The organism is Streptomyces sp. NBC_01635, from assembly GCF_045209715.1.
Classification (GTDB): domain Bacteria; phylum Actinomycetota; class Actinomycetes; order Streptomycetales; family Streptomycetaceae; genus Streptomyces; species Streptomyces hirsutus.
Genome location: NZ_CP109277.1, coordinates 5255425 through 5276784, shown reverse-complemented (window position 1 = coordinate 5276784; position 21360 = coordinate 5255425). Strand labels below are relative to the sequence as shown.

At 68.2% G+C, this 21360-nt stretch carries 26 protein-coding genes and 1 pseudogene; 12 read left to right on the top strand and 15 right to left on the bottom strand.

The window, feature by feature from the left end; all coding sequences use genetic code 11:
* Nucleotides 1–45: 45 nt before the first annotated feature.
* On the bottom strand, nucleotides 46–1587 hold the full coding sequence (locus OHB56_RS24685) for a M28 family metallopeptidase (protein ID WP_326754188.1): 1542 nt from the start codon (nucleotides 1585–1587) through the stop codon (nucleotides 46–48).
* 384 nt (nucleotides 1588–1971) lie between these two features.
* Here OHB56_RS24685 and OHB56_RS24680 point away from each other — a divergent pair, with 384 nt between their 5' ends.
* Both OHB56_RS24680 and OHB56_RS24675 read left to right on the top strand, forming a co-directional pair.
* A complete protein-coding gene (locus OHB56_RS24680; protein ID WP_326754187.1) occupies nucleotides 1972–2394 on the top strand; it encodes a hypothetical protein in 423 nt (140 codons plus the stop codon).
* 27 nt (nucleotides 2395–2421) lie between these two features.
* Entirely contained in the window at nucleotides 2422–2751 is a 330-nt protein-coding gene (locus OHB56_RS24675; RefSeq protein ID WP_326754186.1) for a hypothetical protein, read from the top strand.
* Nucleotides 2752–2839: 88 nt separating this feature from the next.
* Here OHB56_RS24675 and OHB56_RS24670 read toward each other — a convergent pair whose 3' ends face one another.
* From OHB56_RS24670 to OHB56_RS24610, 13 genes are all read right to left on the bottom strand, one after another.
* Nucleotides 2840–3079 (bottom strand): hypothetical protein, encoded by a 240-nt coding sequence (locus OHB56_RS24670; RefSeq protein WP_326754185.1) that lies wholly within the window; start codon nucleotides 3077–3079, stop codon nucleotides 2840–2842.
* A gap of 440 nt (nucleotides 3080–3519) precedes the next feature.
* Nucleotides 3520–3666, bottom strand: a complete 147-nt coding sequence (locus tag OHB56_RS24665) for a hypothetical protein (RefSeq protein ID WP_406355680.1) — start codon at nucleotides 3664–3666, stop codon at nucleotides 3520–3522.
* A complete protein-coding gene (locus OHB56_RS24660; protein ID WP_326754184.1) occupies nucleotides 3663–4994 on the bottom strand; it encodes a hypothetical protein in 1332 nt (443 codons plus the stop codon). The genes OHB56_RS24665 and OHB56_RS24660 overlap by 4 nt, the downstream gene beginning before the upstream one ends.
* On the bottom strand, nucleotides 4991–5197 hold the full coding sequence (locus OHB56_RS24655; protein ID WP_406355678.1) for a hypothetical protein: 207 nt from the start codon (nucleotides 5195–5197) through the stop codon (nucleotides 4991–4993). Before OHB56_RS24655 ends, OHB56_RS24660 begins: the two co-directional genes overlap by 4 nt.
* A gap of 26 nt (nucleotides 5198–5223) precedes the next feature.
* Nucleotides 5224–5685, bottom strand: a complete 462-nt coding sequence (locus OHB56_RS24650; protein ID WP_055628699.1) for a Tad domain-containing protein — start codon at nucleotides 5683–5685, stop codon at nucleotides 5224–5226.
* Nucleotides 5682–6122: a TadE/TadG family type IV pilus assembly protein gene (locus tag OHB56_RS24645; RefSeq protein WP_406355675.1), complete on the bottom strand. Its 441-nt coding sequence runs from the start codon at nucleotides 6120–6122 to the stop codon at nucleotides 5682–5684. Before OHB56_RS24645 ends, OHB56_RS24650 begins: the two co-directional genes overlap by 4 nt.
* A gap of 21 nt (nucleotides 6123–6143) precedes the next feature.
* A complete protein-coding gene (locus OHB56_RS24640) occupies nucleotides 6144–6593 on the bottom strand; it encodes a TadE family protein (RefSeq protein ID WP_055594190.1) in 450 nt (149 codons plus the stop codon).
* A gap of 46 nt (nucleotides 6594–6639) precedes the next feature.
* Nucleotides 6640–6891 carry a hypothetical protein gene (locus OHB56_RS24635; protein WP_055594189.1) on the bottom strand — a complete coding sequence of 84 codons (252 nt, stop codon included), beginning with the start codon at nucleotides 6889–6891 and terminating at the stop codon, nucleotides 6640–6642.
* 121 nt (nucleotides 6892–7012) lie between these two features.
* Entirely contained in the window at nucleotides 7013–7921 is a 909-nt protein-coding gene (locus OHB56_RS24630) for a type II secretion system F family protein (RefSeq protein ID WP_406359212.1), read from the bottom strand.
* 14 nt (nucleotides 7922–7935) lie between these two features.
* A complete protein-coding gene (locus tag OHB56_RS24625) occupies nucleotides 7936–8961 on the bottom strand; it encodes a type II secretion system F family protein (protein ID WP_406359211.1) in 1026 nt (341 codons plus the stop codon).
* Between the two features lie 97 nt (nucleotides 8962–9058).
* Nucleotides 9059–10366 carry an ATPase, T2SS/T4P/T4SS family gene (locus OHB56_RS24620; protein ID WP_326754181.1) on the bottom strand — a complete coding sequence of 436 codons (1308 nt, stop codon included), beginning with the start codon at nucleotides 10364–10366 and terminating at the stop codon, nucleotides 9059–9061.
* A complete protein-coding gene (locus OHB56_RS24615; RefSeq protein ID WP_326754180.1) occupies nucleotides 10363–11364 on the bottom strand; it encodes a hypothetical protein in 1002 nt (333 codons plus the stop codon). The genes OHB56_RS24620 and OHB56_RS24615 overlap by 4 nt, the downstream gene beginning before the upstream one ends.
* Before the next feature lie 17 nt (nucleotides 11365–11381).
* On the bottom strand, nucleotides 11382–12116 hold the full coding sequence (locus OHB56_RS24610) for a hypothetical protein (protein WP_326754179.1): 735 nt from the start codon (nucleotides 12114–12116) through the stop codon (nucleotides 11382–11384).
* A gap of 619 nt (nucleotides 12117–12735) precedes the next feature.
* Here OHB56_RS24610 and OHB56_RS24605 point away from each other — a divergent pair.
* From OHB56_RS24605 to OHB56_RS24560, 10 genes and pseudogenes are all read left to right on the top strand, one after another.
* Entirely contained in the window at nucleotides 12736–13470 is a 735-nt protein-coding gene (locus OHB56_RS24605) for a hypothetical protein (RefSeq protein ID WP_406355673.1), read from the top strand.
* A 217-nt stretch (nucleotides 13471–13687) separates the two neighbouring features.
* Nucleotides 13688–14359, top strand: coding sequence for a hypothetical protein (locus OHB56_RS24600; protein WP_326754177.1), 672 nt, complete (start codon nucleotides 13688–13690; stop codon nucleotides 14357–14359).
* Nucleotides 14356–15441, top strand: coding sequence for a hypothetical protein (locus OHB56_RS24595; RefSeq protein ID WP_406355671.1), 1086 nt, complete (start codon nucleotides 14356–14358; stop codon nucleotides 15439–15441). The genes OHB56_RS24600 and OHB56_RS24595 overlap by 4 nt, the downstream gene beginning before the upstream one ends.
* A gap of 70 nt (nucleotides 15442–15511) precedes the next feature.
* Nucleotides 15512–15814: a WXG100 family type VII secretion target gene (locus tag OHB56_RS24590; protein ID WP_055628705.1), complete on the top strand. Its 303-nt coding sequence runs from the start codon at nucleotides 15512–15514 to the stop codon at nucleotides 15812–15814.
* A 98-nt stretch (nucleotides 15815–15912) separates the two neighbouring features.
* A complete protein-coding gene (locus OHB56_RS24585) occupies nucleotides 15913–17169 on the top strand; it encodes a hypothetical protein (RefSeq protein WP_326754175.1) in 1257 nt (418 codons plus the stop codon).
* An 83-nt stretch (nucleotides 17170–17252) separates the two neighbouring features.
* Nucleotides 17253–17594: a hypothetical protein gene (locus tag OHB56_RS24580; protein WP_406355669.1), complete on the top strand. Its 342-nt coding sequence runs from the start codon at nucleotides 17253–17255 to the stop codon at nucleotides 17592–17594.
* Complete coding sequence (locus tag OHB56_RS24575) at nucleotides 17578–18225, top strand: hypothetical protein (protein WP_326754173.1); 648 nt, start codon at nucleotides 17578–17580, stop codon at nucleotides 18223–18225. Before OHB56_RS24580 ends, OHB56_RS24575 begins: the two co-directional genes overlap by 17 nt.
* Nucleotides 18222–18803: a hypothetical protein gene (locus OHB56_RS24570; protein WP_406355667.1), complete on the top strand. Its 582-nt coding sequence runs from the start codon at nucleotides 18222–18224 to the stop codon at nucleotides 18801–18803. Before OHB56_RS24575 ends, OHB56_RS24570 begins: the two co-directional genes overlap by 4 nt.
* A gap of 159 nt (nucleotides 18804–18962) precedes the next feature.
* Nucleotides 18963–19710, top strand: a pseudogene (locus tag OHB56_RS24565) (transposase family protein).
* A gap of 152 nt (nucleotides 19711–19862) precedes the next feature.
* Complete coding sequence (locus tag OHB56_RS24560; protein WP_326754171.1) at nucleotides 19863–20534, top strand: hypothetical protein; 672 nt, start codon at nucleotides 19863–19865, stop codon at nucleotides 20532–20534.
* A gap of 46 nt (nucleotides 20535–20580) precedes the next feature.
* Here OHB56_RS24560 and OHB56_RS24555 read toward each other — a convergent pair whose 3' ends face one another.
* Complete coding sequence (locus OHB56_RS24555) at nucleotides 20581–21345, bottom strand: IS5 family transposase (RefSeq protein ID WP_326754170.1); 765 nt, start codon at nucleotides 21343–21345, stop codon at nucleotides 20581–20583.
* Between the last annotated feature and the right edge of the window lie 15 nt (nucleotides 21346–21360).

The window sequence follows — 21360 nt, the reverse complement described above, 5'->3', positions numbered from 1 at the left end:
GGGAGGGCCGGACAGTCCGGCCCTCCCCTCTGTGTTTATCGGGAGTTACTCGGCGACCTCGTGGTCGTGGCCTTCGTGCAGGCCACCACCGCTGCCCGCCGAGCCCTTGGTGTTCCGCGGCGCCACCGGCTTGCTCAGAAGGCTGGTGTCCCAGGCGTACTGGCCCACCGCGTTGGCGATGACGTCGACGTTGACGTCGAACGCCTTCATGCTGATGTTCTTCAGGTTGTCGCAAGCGGCGTGGTAGCAGGCGTCGTACGCGACACCGGCCTTACCGCCGTACCGCTTTGCCTGCTCGGCCGTCTTGATGCCCTCGGCGCCGGTGAAGGTGCCGCCCGAGGGGATGCCCACCTCGATGAACGGCCCGTAGTCCGACCGGCCGGTGAAGTCGGTGCCCTCGTACGGGGTGCGCCGGCTGTCCAGGTAGTCGGTGATCTGCCGCTCCAGTTGCGCCGAGCCCTCCGGGCCGGGGCCGGCGCCGACCTGGTCGGAGTCGTCGCCGTCGTAGACGAACTGGGCGTGGTTAGGCGAGGCGATCATGTCGAAGTTCAGGTACAGCTTGACCTTCGCACGGTCCGCGGCCGAGAGGCCGTTCACGTACGCCTCCGAGCCCAGCAGGCCGAACTCCTCAGCCGACCACCAGGCGAAGCGCACCTTGTTCTTGGTCTTCTCGTGGGCGAGGTTCAGGGCCACGTCGAGGATGCCGGCGGAGCCGGAGCCGTTGTCGTTGATGCCCGGGCCGTCCGCCACCGAGTCCAGGTGGGCGCCGAACATCACCACGTTGTCGGCCTTGCCGCCCTTGGTCTCGGCGATCACGTTGTGGGTGCGCCGGGTCTCCGAGAAGGTGCGGATCTCCAGGTTGACGGTCACGGTGCTGGCGGCGGCCTTGGCCGCGAGCGCCTCGCCGTCCGCCTGCGTGACGCCGCCTGCCGGGATCCTGGCGACGGACGGGTCTCCCAGGGTGCCGTTGAGCGCGCCCTCGGTGTTGTTGTAGATGATCGCGCCGACCGCTCCCGCACCGGCGGCGGTCTCCTGCTTCTCCGCGAAGCTGCAGCCGCCGCGCTTGATCAGCGCGATCTTGCCGGTGAACGTCGCGGAGGCGTAGTCCTCCGGCTCGCAGCCGGTGGTGTCGTCGACCGGCACCACCGCGACCGGGGCGGTGATGCCGCCGACCGGGCTGTTGGCGGAGTACGTCATGGCGATCACCGGGACGTCCTGCTGCTGCGGCGACACCACCCGCAGGCTCTGCGCCAGCGTCTCGGTGAACGGGAAGTCGAACTCGTTCCGGGTCACCGAGTACCCGGCCTTCCGCAGCAGGCCTTCGACGTACTTGGCCGACTGCCGGTGCCCCTCCGACCCGGCCACCCGGGTGTTCCCGTTCTTGTCGGCGATTCGCTGGAACTGTCTCAGATGCTCGTGGGCATCCTTGGCGTCGCTCTTCTTGACGAGCTTCTTCGCGAGCTTGGCAGCCTCCTTGGCAGGGTCGCTGTGGGCGGAGGCGGTGCTCGATCCGATCAGCAGCAGCGGCGCTATGAGCCCTGCGACGGATACGGCGGCTACCGTGGTGCGGCGGTTCCGAGCGTTCAAAACGCTTCCTTTCGGCGGTCCATGAGGGATGGGCGTAAAACCGAAAACAGGCCGAACGACGTGCAGCGGTACTCCGGGCAGGCAGGAACGGCCGGATCGCTCTGCCCTCCCCTGCCACCGGCAAGGAGAAAGGTATCTGCTCAGTAAACGCTTGGTAATGGGTCGACGGGAATCTTCGGCGCCGGCGCCACCCGAGCGCACCGATCGGCCGCCGGCCCACCCGAAGTCGGCTGGAAGTCACCGGTGCCGACCAGGGCCGCATCAGGCACCGTTCGCCCCGTGGTGATGTGTCACCCGGTTGCTACGACGAGCGGTGCCGGACGGTCGAAATGATCACGTGGCTGAACGTGTGCGGGTCCGGGAGACCACCGACGACGAGGGCAGGTGGCTGCTGCGGATCATCCGCAGCAGCAGCGGATCGGCGGTGATCGACGGTCCCGGACGGTGCCGCTGTCCGTGCTCGGCGCCAGGAACAAGCAGGGTGTGGCCCTTTCCACCGATCCCCGGGCCATCGCCGAGAGCCTGGGCACGATCACTCCGCGCCGCGAAGGCGATGCCTGGCGCAAGGTCACGACCGTCGACATCCCCGAGGTGGGCACGGCCGCGCGGACCTACGGGGTGGAGGACGTGCCCGTCGCGCGGGGCGACAGCCGTACCCTCCGTATGGTGCTGACCCAGACATACGTTCCCGTCCCGGGAACCACCGCCCAGGTCGTTCTCATCTCCGGAGCCAGCCCGGTGCTGGACCTGGCCGAGGCGTTCCACGACATCTTCGACGCCGTGACCAGCACCTTCCGTTTCGTCTGAGCCGATCCGCAGAGAGGACTCCGGGCCATGGGCAAGAGCGACCTCGCACTCCCGCTGACGGAGATGGAGGACTACGGGCGCCGGCTGCGGTCGCTCAAGACGCGGCTGAACCACACCAAGAAGCTCTTCGAGTCCTACAGGGACGACATCGGCGACGGCAGCGTCAATGACGCGCTCTCCGACTTCGAGTCCAACTGGGAGGACGGCCGCGAGGACATCACCCAGCAACTCAACGCCCTCGCCGGCATGTCCGACGCCGTGGTCCGCGAGTTCAAGAAACTCGACGACGAACTCACCAAGCAGGTCAACGACAAGATGAAGGTCAAGGACGAGCGGGGCGGCAAGGGCGACAAGTAGCGTCCCCCCACGCCTCTGTACGCCGTTCCACGGATGTGTCGTAGGCCCCGGCTCCAGGATGGAACCGGGGCCCACGGGGCATGTCCTGTCAGTACCGGCTGACAGCGAGGACGCCGCCCACCGCGAGGCCCTCGGGGGAGACGGAGGCGTCCGCACCTGCGGTGATGCCGATGTTCCCGGCCTCGACGTGGACGCCGAGGGCGCCCGGTTCGGCGTGGACCCCGAGACCGAGGTTCACGGCGGCACCGGCGCCCGCCTGGCCACCGGAGATGAAGTCCAGGTCGGCGTCGGGGATTTCGGCGGTGTCGACCTGGGGGGCGAGGTTCATGGCGGGCGTTTCCCTTCGTATCCGAAATGAGCGGCGCGGAGTTCACCCGATCCCCGAACCCAGGACTACCCGTCGGGAAACCAGCCGATCGGCGAACCGCGCGACCCGATCAAAGCACGCGGGGAATGAGGCGACCAGCGGCGTACGGACCGCGCTCCTCGTCCATGCGCCGTGGAATTCACGAGTGTGGTGAGGCGGTCGGCCGAACGTCTCACTTCCTTCACTCGCACACGTCCGAAAGCGGCCCGTCGGCGGCCCGGGAGGGGAATACGGCGCGGCTGCCCCGGATCTCGTGAGGTCTCGCGCCCGTCGTACGACTGCGCGGTGAACGGTGTGCAGATCATCGGGATCTTCCAGAACTGGAGCATCCCGGAACGCGATGCACTTGCTCCCGCGCGCCCTGCGCCCGGAATCCACCCCCGCATGCCCGGTCTCCGGGGTCAGATGGACAGCATCCGCGCGATGCCGTCCATCTGCGCGTCGATCGACCTGTCCCGCTGCTCCGGGTGCGGCAGAATCCGGACCCGACCCCTGGGCGGGAGCAGGCGGTGGTCGGCGGGCCGGGAGGTCTTCTCGGTGCGTGTCATCGAGTGGCTTCCCTGGATGTCGTCCGTTCCGGAGTCGGCCGGTCGAGCAGGAGCCGGCTGCGCAGCTGGTGGACCGCGTACGGCACGGCCTGCAGGACGAGGCCGAGAACCCCCATGAGGACCGCGGCGGCCGCCGGTCCCGGGGCCGTCTCCTCGATCCGCAGGCCCTGGATCAGGGAGAAGAGGGAGCCGAAAGCCATGACCGCGGTGGACGAGACCCCGGCGACGGTACCGGGGAACCGCGCCATGCGACGGGCTTCCCCACCGGAGCCGGGCAGCAGCCCCGTGCCCAGGACCGGGCCCTTGGGCCAGGCCCCGGGCCCCTTACCGCCCAGGCGGCGTTCGGACACCGCCAGCCCGGCGGCCCGGCGCAGCCGCGACCACCCGTCGGCGCCCTCCTCGCCACCGAACCACAGGTCCCACGGGAACACCGCCCGTACCTGCTCCCCGGGGCCCCGGAGCTCGACACCGACCGGTCGGCCCGCGCGGTCCTCCACCCGGACCAGCGAGGTGACCGCGTGCGGGCCGGACAGCGCGAACCAGTACTCCTGGCCGCCCAGGTCGCGCAGGACGAGGTCCCGGTCCTGTATCCGGATCTCGGTGTCCCGGCGGAACCTGACCGTCTCCCCGGTCCCCCGCGCGGGACTGGGCCGGACGCGTTCACGGACGACGGGGTCGTGGCGTCCCGCCCGCAGCCGGGTCCAGGCCCGCAGCGCCAGCCGTGCCACGGGCGCGGAGAAGGCGGTCGCGGCGAGCAGCAGGACGACCCAGGGGACCGTGGTGTCCGAGAAGACGACCCACGTGAACACGGCGAACCACACGCTCCCGGCGACGGTGCGCACTCCCCAGTACCAGAGCGGGAAGGAACCTCCCGGGCCGAGGGAGGCGCCCGCGCCCTTCGAGGCCACCAGAGGATCGTTTCTGTCCCGTACCACGTGCAGCGGCACCCCCGCGGCCCGCAGCAGCCCGGCCACGCCCGACCGGGCGAGCAGCTGCTCCCCCTGCACGGACCGTCCGGGCAGCGCGGGCGCCTCGGGCAGCCAGTCCTGGATGTCGAAGCGGCCGATCAGCGCCCCGTTCCCGTCCTGCAGTTGCACCTCTCCCCAGGAACCGGGAAGGTCGGGTCCCCCGCGCGTCCTGCCCCCGGCCGCCGCGTCGACGATGACGGCACGGGCGATTCCGGCGGTCCCGCCGACCGGGAAGCGGCGGGTACGACCGCGGGTGCGCAGGACGAGACCGCCGTCCTGCGCGAAGAGCCGGGAGGCGTGGCACCGTTCCAGGCCGGGGCCGCGCGAGGCGGCCGGTCTGAGGGCGGGCTCGGGAATCACCGGGTGACCCCTTCGCAGAGGGAGGCGACCCTGCCGTGGACACTCTCCGCGTCAGCGGCGACGCCGGTGACCGTGGCGTCGGCCCAGACGTCGGTCCGGCCGGTGAAGTGGTTCAGCGCGTTGCCGACCGCGGGGCGGTTCCCGCGCAGCCGGCTCGACACCGTCAAGACCGGGGCGGCCGTGCCCGCCTTCTCATCCCTCATCCCGCGCCCTCACTCCCGCCCTCGGCTCAGCCCACCTCGTTCTCCGCCACCGCCTGGCCGCGGACCACCACGTCACCGCCGTAGAACACACCGGTGAAGACGGGTGAGTACGTCAACTGGACCTGGACCTCGACACCCTGGGCGCTCGCCGCCACGCAGTGGGTGCCGGCGACGTCCGCGCCGGACATGTCCATCTCGCGGGCGAATGCCTTCACCCGGGCGTCGCAGTTCTCGTAGTTGATGGGTGCGGGCTCGTCCACGTTCTCGTACAGGGCCTCACGGTCGATGTCTTGGGCGGCGTAGCGGGCGGCCTGTTCGGCGATGTCGGCGGCGCGCTCGCGCTGGGAGATGGAGAGGCCGCCGTCGATGACGAAGGCCGCGAGGGAGATGAAGACCAGCGCGAAGACGATGACCGCGCCGGCGCCCGAGCCCCGGTCGTCGAAACGGGGCGGGTACTGCTCCAGCCGCCCGCGCACACGTGCTCTCACGCCGTCCTCCGGTACGGGTCCAGCGGTGAGCTGAAGCTCGCGGACAGGGTCGTCGGGATGTTCAGGCCCAGGGTGGCCAGGCCGCGGACCTCGCAGCTCACCTCGACCGTGAAGAGGGTGTCCGGTTCGAAGCCCTGGCTGGTCTGTACGACGTTCACCGGGCCCGAGCAGATGTCCGCGAGGTTCGCCTCCGCCGCCTGGCGTGCTTCGGCCATCGCCCGTACGTGGTCCTTCTGGATGGAGCCCGCGCGTGCCGCGTCCCGGGCCGCGCCGTCCAGCGCGCCGCGACCGCTCACCAGTTGGCCGAACGCCACCAGCACCAGGATGAACAGGATCATCACCGGGGCGAGGATCACCACCTCGACGGTGGACAGGCCGCGGTCGCCGCCGACACCGCCGACGCCGACACCTTCGTCCTGACTCAGGTGTCTCCGCATGCGGGAAGAGGGCGCTTCCACTCAGTTCTCCCCCTCTTCCACGAACCGCTCCACCGGCCCCGCCGACCGGGCGTGCACCGTCAGGTCGAAGCCCGGGAACACCGTCGGGATGCGGGCCGTGATCTCCACGCCCACCGTGTCCTGCTCCGGCTGGAGCATCCTCACGTCCGGCGACAGCACCAGCTGCGGGCCCAGCTGCCGGATGTAGCTGTCCACCACGTCCCGCGCTTCGCCCCGCCAGCCGCCCGGCTGGGCGTCCGCCGTCGCACGCGCCTTGCGCGCACCCGCCTGCGCCGCCGCCTGGGCGACGTGGTCCGCGAAGAAGTACAGCGCGAACTGCACCGTCGCGAAGATCATGAAGAACAGGACGGGCGTGAGCAGCACGAACTCGATCGCGGTCATGCCGGAGTCGCCGCGGGCGGAGGCGGCCTCCACCCGTCGGCGTACCCAGCGACGTACGCGCACCGGCATTCCCCGTCCCGTCCCAGCCCTGTCCCCGACCTCGGTGTACGTACGCTCAGCAGGTGCTACCGGCGTTCGCGCCCTTGATGCAGTCGCCGACCTTGTTGGCGCCCTCGCTCAGCGCGGCGTTGATGATGGCGGCGACCACGCCGACGATCGCGACGACGACCGCGGAGATGATGACCCACTCCACCGCGGAGGCGCCGCGGTCCAGTTCGCCGGAGCGGGCGCGCTCCACACGGGCCCGCATGAAGGTGACCAGGAAGTCCACGGCGGGGATGCCGGTGTGGAAGGTACGTCCGTTCATGACGCTTCGTCCTCTCGTGTTCGGTTCACAGATGCTCTGACGTACGGTTCACGACTGTCGGTTCGCAAGGGGCCGTGTGTGACCCATGGTTCACAGCGCCACGGCTTTCCGTTCACGGTTCTCACACCTGGAACACCCTCATCGCCGCCGGGAAGATCAGGAACACGAGGAACCCCGCACACAGCAGCAGCTGCGCCACGAGCATCGACTGGGACTTCTCGCCCGCGCTGCCCTCGATCTCGGAGAGTTCACGGTGCCGCATGGTCTCCGCGCGGGAGGCGAGGGACTCGCGGACCTTGGCGCCGTCGTCCGCGACCAGGGCGAGGGAGGCGGAGAGGTCCTTCAGCTCCTCGACGCCCAGCTCCTCACCCAGCTGCCCGAGCGCCTGCCACTGGCTGACGCCGGTGATCCGGGCGTCGGCCAGGGCGTTGCGGATGCGCTGCGTCGCCCAGCCGTCGGAGACCTCGGCCGCCGCCATCAGCGCCTCGGGCAGGCCCCGCCCGCCGGCCAGGCTCATCGACACCAGGTCCAGGTAGGCGCCGATGACCCGGCGCAGGTCGCGCCGCTTCTCGGCGGCGTCCCGGCGCACCTCCAGGTCGGGCAGGAAGAAGAAGACGACTGAGCAGAGCAGGGCCAGCCAGACCGGGACGATCGGGCTCTCGCTGAAGCCGAGCGTCCAGACGACCGCGAAGAGGAACGGCCCGAAGAACATGCCGCCCGCCGCCAGCAGCACCTTCGTCGCCAGGAACTTCTCCCAGCTCCGTTCCAGTACGGCCAGATCGGCGCGCAGCGAGCGCTGCTCCCAGCCCTGCTGGAGATAGAACTCGGCGATACGCGAGCCCACTTCGGCCCGCAGCGACGCGAACCGGCCGGTGTCCTTCTGCGTGCGGGCCGACTCGTACGCCGCGCCCCTCGCCCGCATCGCGTCGATCCGGGCGACCTGGGCGACCGCGCTGCGCTTGGTGGGCATCAGGGCCCGGATCAGGACGTAGACGCCCAGTCCGAGGACCGCGCCGACGACCACCGGCATCGTCAGTTCGTCGTTCACCGTCGTACCCCCCTGCCCTGCTGGTCCCCGCCCTGCGGGTCCCGGCCCTGCTGGTGCGGGAGCCACAGCAACGGTGCGGTCCCCGATTCCGTCTGCTGCTGTCCCGCGGCGGTCGCCACCCCCGGAGTACGGGGACGTACGAACTGGACCGCCGCCTCGTCGCGCACCAGGAAGCGTTCGGGTGTCTCGATGGTGGACAGCTTGCGCAGCCACCAGAAGCCGAGCGCGAACAACCCGCAGACACAGGCGAGTACGAGCTGCCCCACGGCCGTCCCGTACGGTTCGACGAAGTCCCGGTTGAAGACTGCCAGTCCGAGGACGAACGCGATCGTCACCGCGACGACGATCTGCACCGAGCGTCGGGTGGAGGCCCGTTGGGCCATCACGCGCTGCCGCATGTCGACCTCCTCGCGCGCCGACTTGGCCAGCGCGCCCAGCACCTGCCGCAGACCGGGTCCGCGCAGCTTGGCGTTGAGGATGAGGGCGGCGACGATGATGTCGGCGGAGGCGTCGTCGATCTCGTCGGCGAGATGCTGGAGCGCCTCCGGCAGCGGGGTACGGGAACGCAACCGGTCGACGAGCGCGTCGAGATGGGGGCGCAGGACGGGCGCGGCGGCCCGTGCCGACGCCGGGATGGCCTGCTCGAGGCCCACCGCGCCGGCGATGGTGTCGCGCAGCGACTCCGTCCAGGAGGCCAGGGCCTCCACGCGCCGCATGGCGGCCCGTTCCTCCGCGGCTCCGCCGAACAGCCGGTCCCAGAAGAAGACGAGGACGGCGGCGGCGACTCCGGCGACGGTCCACCGGGTCAGCAGCAGCACGACGAGGCCGACGATCGCGGCGAGGGAACCCCGCTGCCCCGCGAACCGGATCAGCTCGGCGGCCCGCGCGCTCGCCTTCTGCTTCTCGTGCGCGGGCTTGGCGGGCAGTCCGCGTACGGCGACGACGAGGAGGGCGAGTCCGCCACCGACGGCGATGCCGCACGCGAGCGCGTACAGCACCGTGGTGGAGAACAGTCCGCCCATCGAGCCGAGCGAGCCGGCGGCGAGATCAGCGGCGGCGACGGCGGCATCAGCGGTGGCGGTGGCGGCAGCGAGGTCCGTGGTCGTACGGATCACCGGGTCACCCCCACGTTCCGCTGGGGCGGTAGCCGTAGGCCATCAGTTCCTCCAGGCAGGCGATGGGTGCGTGCGGCATGACCCGGCCGTCGGGCGACTGGGCGAACACCTCGCTGGACAGGACGCGTCCGTCGACGCCGTTGACCTCGCGGACGGAGGTGACCATGCGCTGGAGCCGGCCGCCGTTCTGGAACTCGTTGCGCCGTTCGATGAAGACGACGAAGTTCACCGCGCCCGCGATCAGCATCTGGCTGGCCTCGATGGGCAGCCGTTCCGTCGCCTGCAGGGCGTACGTCGAGATGCGGTTGAAGACCTCGCTGGAACTGTTGGCGTGGATCGTGGACAGCGAACCGTCGTTGCCCTGCGACATCGCGTTCAGCATCGTCACGATCTCGTCGCCGAGCACCTCACCGACGATGACCCGCGAGGGGTTCATGCGCAGCGACCGGCGCACCAGCTCGGCCATGGAGATGTACCCCTGCCCCTCGGAGTTGGGCAACCGCTCCTCGAAGGCCACCACGTTCGGGTGGAGTTCGGGGAACGAGTCGAGGCCGAGCTCCAGGGCGCGTTCGACGGTGATGAGGCGTTCGTGCGGCGGGATCTCGTTGGCGAGGGCCCGCAACAGCGTCGTCTTACCGGCGTTGGTCGCTCCCGCGATCATGATGTTCTTGCGGGCACGCACCGCACAGGCCAGGAAGTGTCCCAACTCCGGTGTGAGCGTGGTGTTCCCGACCATGTCGGAGATGAACACCTTGCCCATGCGGGCCCGTCGGATGGACAGCGCGGGGCGCCTCGTCACGTCCATGACGGCGGAGAGCCGGGAACCGTCCGGCAGTCGCAGGTCCAGCTGCGGGTTCGCGGAGTCGAAGGGCCGGGAGGAGAGACCGGAGTACGCGCCGAGCACCTGGATGAGTTCGATGAGCTCCTCGTCGGTCTCCGCGACGGGCTCGCCCTGCACCTCGCGGCCGTCCGCATAGCCGACGAACACCTGGTCGCAGCCGTTGATGTCGATGTTCTCGACCTCGGGGTCGTCGAGCAGCGGCTGGAGTCGCCCGACGCCGAACAGCGCGGCGTGCACGGCGGCCGCGTACTGCTCCTCGGTCTCGGCGTCCAGCGGCGTACGGCCCGCGTTGATCTCGGAGCGGGCCTGCTCCTCGAGGATCTGTGCTATGACCGCCCGCGCGAACTGGCGCTCGTCCTCGGTGGACATCGGCGTGACGCCGCTGACCTGGTCGAGGCGGCGCTGTTCGGAGATGCGGTCACCGGCGTCCTGGCGGAACCGCTTGACCAGTTGATGGTCGACAGCGGTCATCGTCCGGCTCCGGCGGCACGACCGTCGGACGGCCGGCCGCCGCCCTGCGGGCTGCCCTGCGGGGCGGGCTGACCGGGCTGACCCGGCTGGTACTGCTGGGCGGACGGTGCGTACCGACCCTGCTGCTGAGGCGAGGACTGGTGGTGCTGGGGCTGCTGAGGCTGATGGGGTTGGTGAGGCTGCGCGGCGTGGGCGGACGCGGACCAGGCGGCGCCGTACTGCTGGTACAGGTCGGCGGTCACCTTGCGGGCGGTGCGGATCAGCAACGACTTGTCGAGCCGCCCCCGCCTGCGGCCCGCCAACTGCTCGGCGCCTGCCGGGTCGTCGGCGAGGGTGCCGACCACGCGGGCGCCGGTCTGGGCGTGCACAAGCATGTCGTTGACCTGCGAGGCGAGCTTGGCGGCGCTGCCGGTGTCGGCGATCAGGACGACACCGACCATCGGGCTGCCCGGCCCGGCGACGCGCGCACCGCCGTTCAGCTTGCCGGCCAGGGCGGCGGCACGGTCCCGGACCCGGGCGAGCGCCTCCGGTTCGGTACGCGAGACGAGCAGGACGAGGGAAGCGTGCGGGAACAGCTCGGCCGCCGGGGTGTCGCCGCTGATCCGCCCGCAGTCGGCGATGACGTCGGCGGCGGCGTGCGGGGAGTCGGCGAGGGAGGCGAAGGCGTGCCCGAGGGTCGGCCACAGCCCGGCGAGGCCGGCGGCCTGCTCGGAGTTGCCGAGTCCGACGAGCACTTCGAGGCCGCCGCTCAACGGCTGGACGTGGTCCCACAGCTGGTCGGGCACGAGCCCGCGCCGCGCGGTGGCGGCGATCGACAGCATGCCGGTGTTGGGGTTGAGCGGACCGCCGTGGGCGGCGGCGCTGCGGTAGACGAGGTCACCGCCCGCCGGATCGGTCTCGGCGAGCAACACACGCCGCGGCCAGACCGCCGCGAGAGCGACGGCCGCGGTGGTGACGCCGGGGGAACCCTTGTCGGCGGCGAGGGCGATCAAGGCCATGAGTGGGGTGCCGCCTTCTAGTTGCCAGGGACGAGGACGAGAGCCACCTCGCCGTTGGAGGCGGCCTGGGCGAGCGCGGCGGCCTGGGCGCTGTCGACGACCAGCGTCACGGGCAGGTTGGCGCTGCTGACGATGCTGCCGTCGCCGCCCTTCTGCTCCGGAGCGGAGGCCACGCGAGCCTGCTCGACGATCACGGAACCGCCGGTGCCCGCCGCGGCGCCGCCGTCCTCGTCGGCCTCACTCCCGGAACTCGATGCCCTGCCGCCGACGCGGTACGCGGCGACGGTGTCGCCGGACTCGATCCCGGCCGGGTACTGCCCTTCCTTGAGGGACAGCCCGACGACGGACTTGCCGTCCGGGACCTTGGCCTCGTCGCCGAACATCTCGCCGACGGCGACGACGTTGGCCGGGATGGTGCTGACGGCCTTGAGTTCCTTCAGTGTGTCCAGCTGAGTCCACGGAATGTAGTTGATCTCCGGATCCTCGACGACGAGCACCGACTCGACACTGCCGCCGCTGACCGACTGCCCCGCCGGGATCTCCTTGGTGACCTTCACGACCTCGATCCGGTCCCCCACCTGGAGCACCAGCATCGTGGCACCGAGCGCGCCCACGAGGATCAGCAGCACCGCGAGCGCGGCCAACGCGGGTTTGCGCTCACGAGGCGGAGTGGGAAGCCGGTCGCCGACCGCCGGTTGGGCCGGAGCGGCAGAACGCCCCGCGCCCGCCCCCGTACGCTCCTGGATCTTCACGCAACCGCTCCCCGTACATCCAAGACGATGTCTGCCAAGTACCCCGGAAATTCAGACACTTCACCCACGTCCACTCGCACACAGACATGCGGGACGCCGCCGGACCTACCGGCCCGACCTGGGCCGATATCCAGCGCCGGGGTGAGTGTCAAGCCATGGCACCGTATCAGTCACACATCAGCCCCTCAAGGCACACCCAACGTCACGGACACCACATGACACACCGTTACTGATCTGCAATTTCACTCTTGAACAACCCAGTTGGCAGCAACACCGAACCGCAGCTCACCCCCTATGCGCCAGCGAACCCTCAAAACGCCCCACTGCCCACCCTCCACCACCCGATCCGTCACACCTCACCCACGAACACCGCACAATTCGCTCACGGGGGCCGGGAGGGGACGTGCCATGATCTTCTGTCGGATCGGCGACGGAGAGGGCATGAAGGCCCCCGCTGGACCTTCGTCCGCGACAGGGCGAAGAAGGCATCCCACTCACCCAGATGCCGCCGCCGCTGGAAGCCGTACGCCCCGCGGAAGCTGGTGGAGGACGACCGGCAGATCAACCCCCTGCCGGTCAACCGGCATCAACTACCCATCACCCACCTTGAGGAGACCTCATGAAGCGCGCCGCGTCGGCCGTCCTGACCGCTCTGTCCCTGATCTCCCTCGCCACGCTCACCGCTTGCGGCGGGGATTCCGACTCGGGCACGAACGGGGGCGCGGCAGCCGACAAGTCGAAGGCGACCGCATCCGAGGAGAAGCAGGCCACTCCGGCAGAGCAGTTGAAGCAGTTGATGGTCACGAAGGCCGATGTGTCCGGCAAGAACGTGGACGAGACCGACAGCGAGTTCGCCTTCGCCGCGTCCCAGGAGGAGGTCACGGTCAAGAAGCCGGTCTGCGCCCCGCTGGCCTACGCCATGAACCAACTCCCTCTCGGGGAACCTCAGGCCGACCTCACTCGCGTCGTGAACGGCGGCCCGAACCAGGCGTTCACGTACGTCACGCTCACGACGTACGGGTCCGGCCGGGCCGAGTCCACCATGGCCGACCTTTCGAAGGCGGTCGACGCCTGCGGCGGAGGTTTCACCGCCGAGGCGAACGGCAACACGAGCGCGTACGACTCCGTGACCGCCGAGAAGCCCGTGGCGGAGGCCGGCGACGAGTCCCTCGCGTTCGGATCCACACTGACGTTCCGGGGCGTCTCCCACACCGTGCACACCCAGGCCGTACGCAGCGGCGACGTCCTCGCCGTGTACTTCTCCGTCGACGGCATGGCCCTCGCCAACAGCAGGCCGAGCGACGCGAAGCTGCCGGCGGCGGTGGTGAAGGCGCAGAACGCGAAGCTGGGGTGAGCGGGCACACCGAGCTGCCCTCGGAGGACATCGGGACCGGCGAGGAGAGTGACGTCAACCCTGCCCCCGAGGATCCCACCGAGAGGCTGAACACAGCTACGAGTCCCTTGCGTCAAGAAGTGCGGATATCTCCACAGAGTTCGCTGTGGCGAAACCAAGAAGCACACCGATACCGTCGTTGCCCGTGACCACGCATCTGTCTCACGGGGGAGTCACTGTGAAGCGCCGCTCTTTGCCCGTTGCTGCCGCGTTCGCTGCCGCCGCAACCCTGCTACTGACCGCCTGCGGAGGCGGGGACGACAACGGGAAGGCCGCTGACAAGATCGCCGGCGCCGACCAGGGCACAGAGAAGCCGACGAAGTCGGCGGAGCCTTCGGGAGCACCGGCGGAGGACAAGCCGGACGGCGTCGACGTGTCCCTGCCCGCGGACATGAACCTGGTCTTCGACTGGGAGAAGCCGAAGGACAAGAACGAAGCTGCCGCGATGGAGGATGCCGGGAACTACCTCCGCGCCGTCTACCGGGGTGTCGACAAGCGCACGACCAAGGACGCGGCCCTGACCACCTACGCCACCGGCGAGGGTCTCCACTATGGGGAGGTGCAGATCAACGAGTGGCTCAAGGGTGGATGGACCGCCACCGGTACCCGCCGCCACTATGACGCCACCACACGATCCGCCTCGAACGGCAGCTCCGTAGAGGTCGCGTTCTGCTCGGACGCCAGCAAGTTCTACGGCAAAGAGGTCAAGACCGGGAAAGTCCTGAAGACCGAGCCCAGTCTCAAGGACTTCGGCTACTACAAGATCATCATGGTCAAGGTCCCCACGGGTGAGGGCCTGTGGCAGGCGTCCAAGGTGTTCGTCGAGACGGGGGTGGAGAAGTGCCAGTGACCGGATCACGGCGCACGCTCCTCTGCACAAGCACTGCTGCTCTGGCTATCGCGTTCAGCGCCCTCATCCTCACGGCTCCCAACTCTGCGGCAGAACCGGTGGATTACGGCAAGGGTGACGGCACAGAGGAGTCGGGGGGCGGCGACGAAACCGGCATCTACGCAGCCGCCCGGATCACGTACTCCGGCTCCGTCGCCAAGAACGGCGGCACCGGCAACGTGACGTCCGCCGACGTCAACTGGGCTCCACCGCCCTGCTGGTACGCCCCGTACCTCGGTGCCGAGGACTTCAAGAAGGAGATGTCCAAGGACATCGAGGGCCAGATGAATGCGCCCGGCATGGGCGGCCACGCAGGCGCGGCGCTCAGCGAGTTGCAGCGCCACTACGAGGACGAGTACGGCTGGACCGACACCCCCGGCTACAAGGACTACAACGTCGACAAGGACGGCGAGGGAATGTTCTGGGCCGCCGTCGAGAACCCCGACGAACCCGACCTGCTCAAGCGGAGCTCCTGCAACGATCTCCCCTTCTGGGTCGACAACGGCGAGGCCCCGCCGCCCCAGTACGAGGAGGCCATCACCCCGGAGATACTCGCCGCCCTCGCCTACCAGCACATGCAGCTTCCCGACACCGAGGTCAGCCTCGCCCCCGAGGAGACCACCAAGGTGAATCTGCCGACCTGGGCCTGGCTCGACAAGGCCGTCTTCGACGAGGTCCAGGCCACGGCGGCCATCAACGCCCCCGGCTTCGCACTCCAGGCCACGACGACCGCCAAGCCGGTGTCCCTGAAACTGGAGCCGGGCACCGACGACGCCGAGACCTACCCCGCCTCCGGCGAGTGCACCATCAACGCCGACGGCTCCATCGGCGAGCCCTACGCCAAGGGCAAGGCCGACCAGAACCCACCCTGCGGAATCACCTACCTGCGCAGCTCCGGTGATGGCGCGTTCGACCTCCAGGCCACGGTCACGTGGGAGATCGCCTGGACCGGCACCGGCGGCACCGGCGGCGACCTGCCCGACGGCACCTTCGGGAACGGCCAAGAGGTCGTCGTACAGGAGATCCAGGCGGTCAACCGGTGAGACGCCCCAGCGACAGGGAGCGACCACACACCCGCCTCGAAGAACTAGACCAGGAAGACCCAAGGACAGCATGGCTGGCGACTCGGACCTCATCGTCAACGTCGACCTCCTGGTGGAGTCGGAATCCCGACTGAAAGGCATCCAGAAGGAGTTGAAGGATCTCAACAACCGGAAGGACGACATGCGCCCCTATTGGGGCAGCGGCGAAATAGCCGACGCCATGGGCGAATTCGTCGACAACTGGGATGACCACCGCGGCAAACTTCTCGACAGCGTCAAGACCGTAGGAGAACTGGTGAAGTCCACCATTGACGGATTCTCCGGTGCGGACGCGCAGTTGGCCGAGGAACTTCGCAAGGCGAGGAAGAAGTGACACCGTCGTCCAAGTCTCGCCCCCGCGACTGGCACCCGCTCGCCGAATCCGACCCCCTACCGGGCGACCCGGAGGAGGTACGCAGCGAGGTCAAGCACATGAAGTCCGTGGCCGGTTCGCTACGCGAACAGGTCAGGCTGCTGCGAGGTATCGGCAACGACAACGAGCTCAAGGGCAAGTACGCCACAAAGCTCAAGGAAGGAGCCGAGGGCCTGGAGAAGCGCCTGGGTCAGGTGGCGAGTCGCTATGAACGGGTCCATGGCCACCTGACCAACTGGGCGAACGACCTCGAAGACTTCCAGACCGAGGCCGACAAGGTCCTGGCCAACGCCAAGAAGGAGCAGGAACTCCTCGAGGCCGAGAAGGCCAAGAAGGAGTCCGGGGGCGGGGAGGACAAAACCCCCGACCCGTCGCCCAACGGTGCCGAAAGCGACCCGCTGCACGAGTTCCGGGCCCAGCTCGAACGCATCAAGGGCAACCGGGACGAACGGGCCCGCCACCACGCGGGCAAGATCCGCGACCAGCTCGATGACGCCATCGAGGACAGCTGGTGGGACGACCTGAAGGGCTGGATCCACGACAACATCGACACGATCAAGGTCGTGTTGGATGCCTTGGGATGGGCGGCCACCATCATCGGTGTCATCGCGTTGTTCATCCCCGGTCTGAACGTCCTGGCCCTGGCTCTCGGCGGAATCATTTTTGGCGCAAGAGCCCTGCTGGCGGCGGCCGGCGAGGCCAGCTGGATGGAAGTGGCCATGGATTCACTCGGGCTGCTCACGATGGGCGCCGGGCGGGCTGGACTGACGATACTCAAGGGAGCCAACGCCGCCACCAAGGCAGGCGCCGTCGCCGGCCGCCAGGTCGGTCTCAAGGCCGGGTTGCGTGCTCACAAGTCGATGATGAATTCACTGCAGCGAGCCATCACCAACACCACCGACGAAGGCGCGAAGAAGTTCTACAAGGACCTGTTGACCTTCACCCGCAAGAAGATCTCAGACGATGCCGGACGGGTGGCCAAGGAGGCGACCGAATCGAGCGCGGGTGCCAAGTGGGCGCATCTCGGTGACGGTGAGCTCCACGGTGTCTACTCTCAGTTTGCGAAGAACAAGGCTGCTTTCCCGGAGGCGGCCGTCGGCAACACGGCGAAAGCCCGGGCTGGGTACGGCATTTCTCTCGCCGCCATCTACGCTGGTGCCGGAGTCGACACGACAGACAAGATCTTCGGGCAAAGCGACGCCTGGAGTGCTACATCAAAGGCGACCGACGGAATAATCCCAGACAAATGGTCGAGCGAAGGCTACAACGACTGGAAAGAGAACACGTGGAAAGCTCCGATCGGATCCTCGTGGTGACCACCGGCAAGGGGAGTTGAAATCACGTGACATCACCCGGGAATAGCTCCGGCTCTCTGATCGACCGGCTGGGCGGGGGGAGTGTGGCGCTGGCACGTCTGTGCGTGATGATCCCCTTCGCCTACCTCATCGTGTACGTCGGCGGCGCTTTCCTCGTGCCCAAATCGTTCGGCTGGGCCTGGGTGTGGCTCCAGCGGGGCGTGGTGTCGGCCGCCCTCGTATGCCTGTTCGTCATCTTCATTCAGCACCCGCGGGCCAGTCAGCGTCCTGGGGGCCTCACACACTCCATGGGCATCTCCTTCGTACTTGTCCTTCCCGCCATCGTGACCAGCTACTGGGTGGGCGCCTTAGGCGCATTCATCACGCCGCTCCTCGTGGCCGGCTCCGCTTTCTGGGAAAGGGCTCGACGTGTCCAGCACCACTGAAACCACCTCCGGCGAAACCACGGCACAAGCGCCTACCGGTTACACGCTCGTCCCGCCGCCGGGCTGGGACATGATTCCGCTGCACGAGGGCACCAGCGAGGCGATCAAGCGGATCGTGGACGGTTCCGTGCAGGAACTGCCTACCGACATCCCACGAGATGACCTCACCAAGGCGCGTTTGGAGCTGATCAAGCGCCTGAAGAAGGTGGCACGACAGGCCCGTGAGGCCCGTGCGATGGACCTGCATCTGCCGGTGGAGCGCATCGACGGAGTGGCCCTTCCGGCCTCCTTCATTATTTCCGAGCCGCTGTCCGCACCGGCTCTGGGGATGGACGCCGGAATGGTGCTGAGCTCGTTGCGCCCGGACGCCTCGCAGAGCGAGGAGGTGACCATCGACGGCGCTGCCGGATTCCGTGTGGACGGCGTGGCCCAGCCGGATTCCGCTCGCGAGGTGGAGCACCCGTCACGGCGGATCGAATACATTCTGCAGATCCCCAACTCCGCCACCCCGAGGTGGTTGACCGTCTCCTTCAGCACCATTGCGGACGGGCGGCCGGACAGCGAAATGGCAGAGATCCTGGTCGAGTTGTTCGACGCCGTCATGACCACGTTCCGATGGAGCTATGCATGAAGCTGGTGGAAACGGATTCGGAAACACTGCAATGGTTCCCGACCCATATGCGATGGAACAGCGACAACGAACGTGAGGAGTGGGCGGAATTGTGCGCGCTCGCTCTTTTGAGCGCGCATGAGAAAAGGCCGAAACGGCGACGGATCAAGGCTGTCCGCCAGCAGTTGGACTCCTTTGCGGAAGTCCTGTCAGAGCTTGCTCCGGCAGATCAGACGTTCTTGTTCATTCCACTGCCCGACGACGTGCCCGTGCCGGCCTTCATCCTCATGGCCGAGTGCGAGGGGGACCGGGAGTCGACTCTGCGGCAGATCGTCCAAGCGGACGCGGAGAGCGTCGTCCGCTCTGTCGAGGTCGAGCCGTTCGCCACGGAACGGCTGGGCGAGGGACTCCGGTCCACGCGTTACTGGTCCACTCCCGACGGCCAGCTCATGGTCACCGTCCGATACGGCTGGCGAGTCGAGGCGTCCGGCGTCGACCTGTGTTTCTACATGGTCTGGGATGACCCCGGAAGGATGGCCGCCTATACGGACATCGTGGATGAATTCACGAGGAGCCTCTGGGTGAGCAACACAGAGTGAGGCCGCGATGCTCTTCCCCGGCACGGACTCCTGCTCCACCGAATGAGCGTTTTCAGAGTGGCCACTGATCGGGTGACGGTCCGGGGTCCGCAAATCACGAGGCTCCTGTGCCATTGAGAGAGGTGTTCGGCGTCTCAACTCATCAGCGCAGGAGCCTCGTTGGTTCTCCACGCTGCCGCACTGGACCTGCCTCACACCCTGGTCGAGTGGGTAACCATGCTCATCGTCACCCGCGAAGATGACCGCCGCTGCAAGCGCCGGCCTCACCGACGCGCTCTCGTCGGCCTGGTCCACCTTCGTCGGCACGACACGCTCGCCCAGATCGCCGCCAGCTTCGGCATATCCGTCGGCACCGCCCACGCCTATGTGACGGCCCTCGTCGACCACCTGTCCCGCCGGGTGCCCGGACTGCTGCGTGTCCTTCGGGAGACCGATCCCGAGCACGTCCTGCTCGACGGCACGCTCGCCGAGTACGACCGCATCGGCGACAGCCGGGCCGACTTCTCCCAGAAGCATCGCCACCGCGGTATGAACGTGCAGGTCGTGACCGACCCCACGGGCAAGTTGCTGTGGATCTCGCCCACCCTGCCCGGACGCACCCACGACCTGACCGTGGCCGCACCACCGCATCATCCGGATCTGCGAAAGCCAAGGCGTCCCCGTCCTCGCCGACCGCGCCTACATCAGAGTCGGCCCCTGGGTGACCACACCGGTCAGACGCCCGCCCAGCCGGGAACTCACACCGACCCAGCGCACGATGAATCAGGTGTTGTCGGCGGCGCGAGCACCGGTCGAACGGAGTGCCGCAGGATTCAATTCCCGGCGGATCTTCCGCAGGCCCCAATGCAGCCCGAACCGTCTGTCGCCAATCTTCGCCGCCCTCCTCACCCTGGAGCGTCAGTGTTGAGAATGCTCAGTCTCCCGTCGTACGCGCCCATCGACCTTCCCGGAAACCTCCATTTCCCCCCTTTCCTCGGATAGTTCGCTGTGGCGAAACCGAGAACACCACCGATATCGTCAGTTCCCTCGATTGAACTTTCATCTCACGGGGAGCCCACTGTGAAGCGCTGCTCTTTGCCCGTTGCTGCCGCGTTCGCCGCCGCCGCAACCCTGCTACTGACCGCCTGCGGGGGCGGGGACGACAACGGGAAGGCCGCTGACAAAATCGCCGGCGCCGACCAGGGCACAGAGAAGCCGACGAAGTCGGCGGAGCCCTCGGGAGCACCGGCAGAGGACAAGCCTGACGGCGTCGACGTGTCCCTGCCCGCGGACATGAACCTGGTCTTCGACTGGGAGAAACCGAAGGACGAGAACGAGGCGGCCGCCATGGACGACGCAGCCAACTTCTTCCACGCCATCTACCGGGGCGTCGACAAGCGCACGCCCAAGGACGCGTCCGTGACCGCCTATGCCACCGGCGAGGGACTGAACTACGCAAAAACGCAGATCAACGCCTGGATCGAGGGCGGCTGGACCGCCACCGGCACATTGCGCCACTACGACGCCACCACTCGGTCCGCCGCGAACGGCACATCGGTGGAGGTGGCGTTCTGTGCGGACTCGGGCAAATTCTACGGCAAGGAAATCAAAACCGAGAAGATCCTCGAGACCGAGCCCAGCATCGAGGACTTCGACCACTACAAGATCATCATGGTCAAGTACCCCACAGGCACCGGCCTGTGGCAGGCGTCCAAGGTGTTTGTTGAGACGAAGGCGACAAAGTGCCAGTGAAGGGGTCACTTCGCACATTCCTCGGCACCGCGACACTGAACCGTTTTCATCCTGAATATATGCAGGTCAGCAGGGTGTGGACGGCTTGGACGGCTGTGCCGATGCGGCGGGTGGAACAGCGGGCTCGTTGTAGCAGCCGCCAGGTTTTGAGCTGGGCGAAGGCGCGTTCGCCGGGGGCTCGGAGCCGGGCGTGGTCGCGGTTGAACTGCTGGTACTGCTGTGGCTGTTCATGGTGGTGGTAGTAGGGCGTACGGAAGGTGGCGCCGGCGCCCTGGTAGGCGCGGTCCGCCAGCACGAGGATCTGCCTGGTGAGGCAGGCCTGGACGATGCCGTGAGCGCGGGCCGCGGTCAGGTCGTGCGTGCGGCCCGGCGTCGCGCGGGAGAACCACAGCGGGGTGCCGTCCGGGCGGGCGACGACCTGCACGTTCATGCCGTGCTTCTTGTGTTTCTGGGAGTAGTACGGCTCGTCCGCGGCGATGCGGTCGATGGGGATGAGCGTGCCGTCGACGATGACGAAGTCTCCTTCGCCCAGGCCGACGAGCGCCTCGTGCAGGCCAGGTGCCCAGGAGGCCAGGACCTCAAGGGTCTCGTCCACATACCGCCATGCGGTCGCGGTGGAGACCCCGAAGCCCGCCGCGAGCTGGGGCAGCGTCTCGTTCTTGCGCAGGTGCACCAGCGCCAGCAGGGCCTGGTGGAAGCAGCCCAACTTGCGCCATCGCGTGCCGCGTTCACACCTTCGGGCGTAGATGAGCCACGAGACATGCTCGACCAGCTCATGGGGGACGTCGAGCGTGGCACGATACGGGACCAAGCGAGGCTCCTCGGA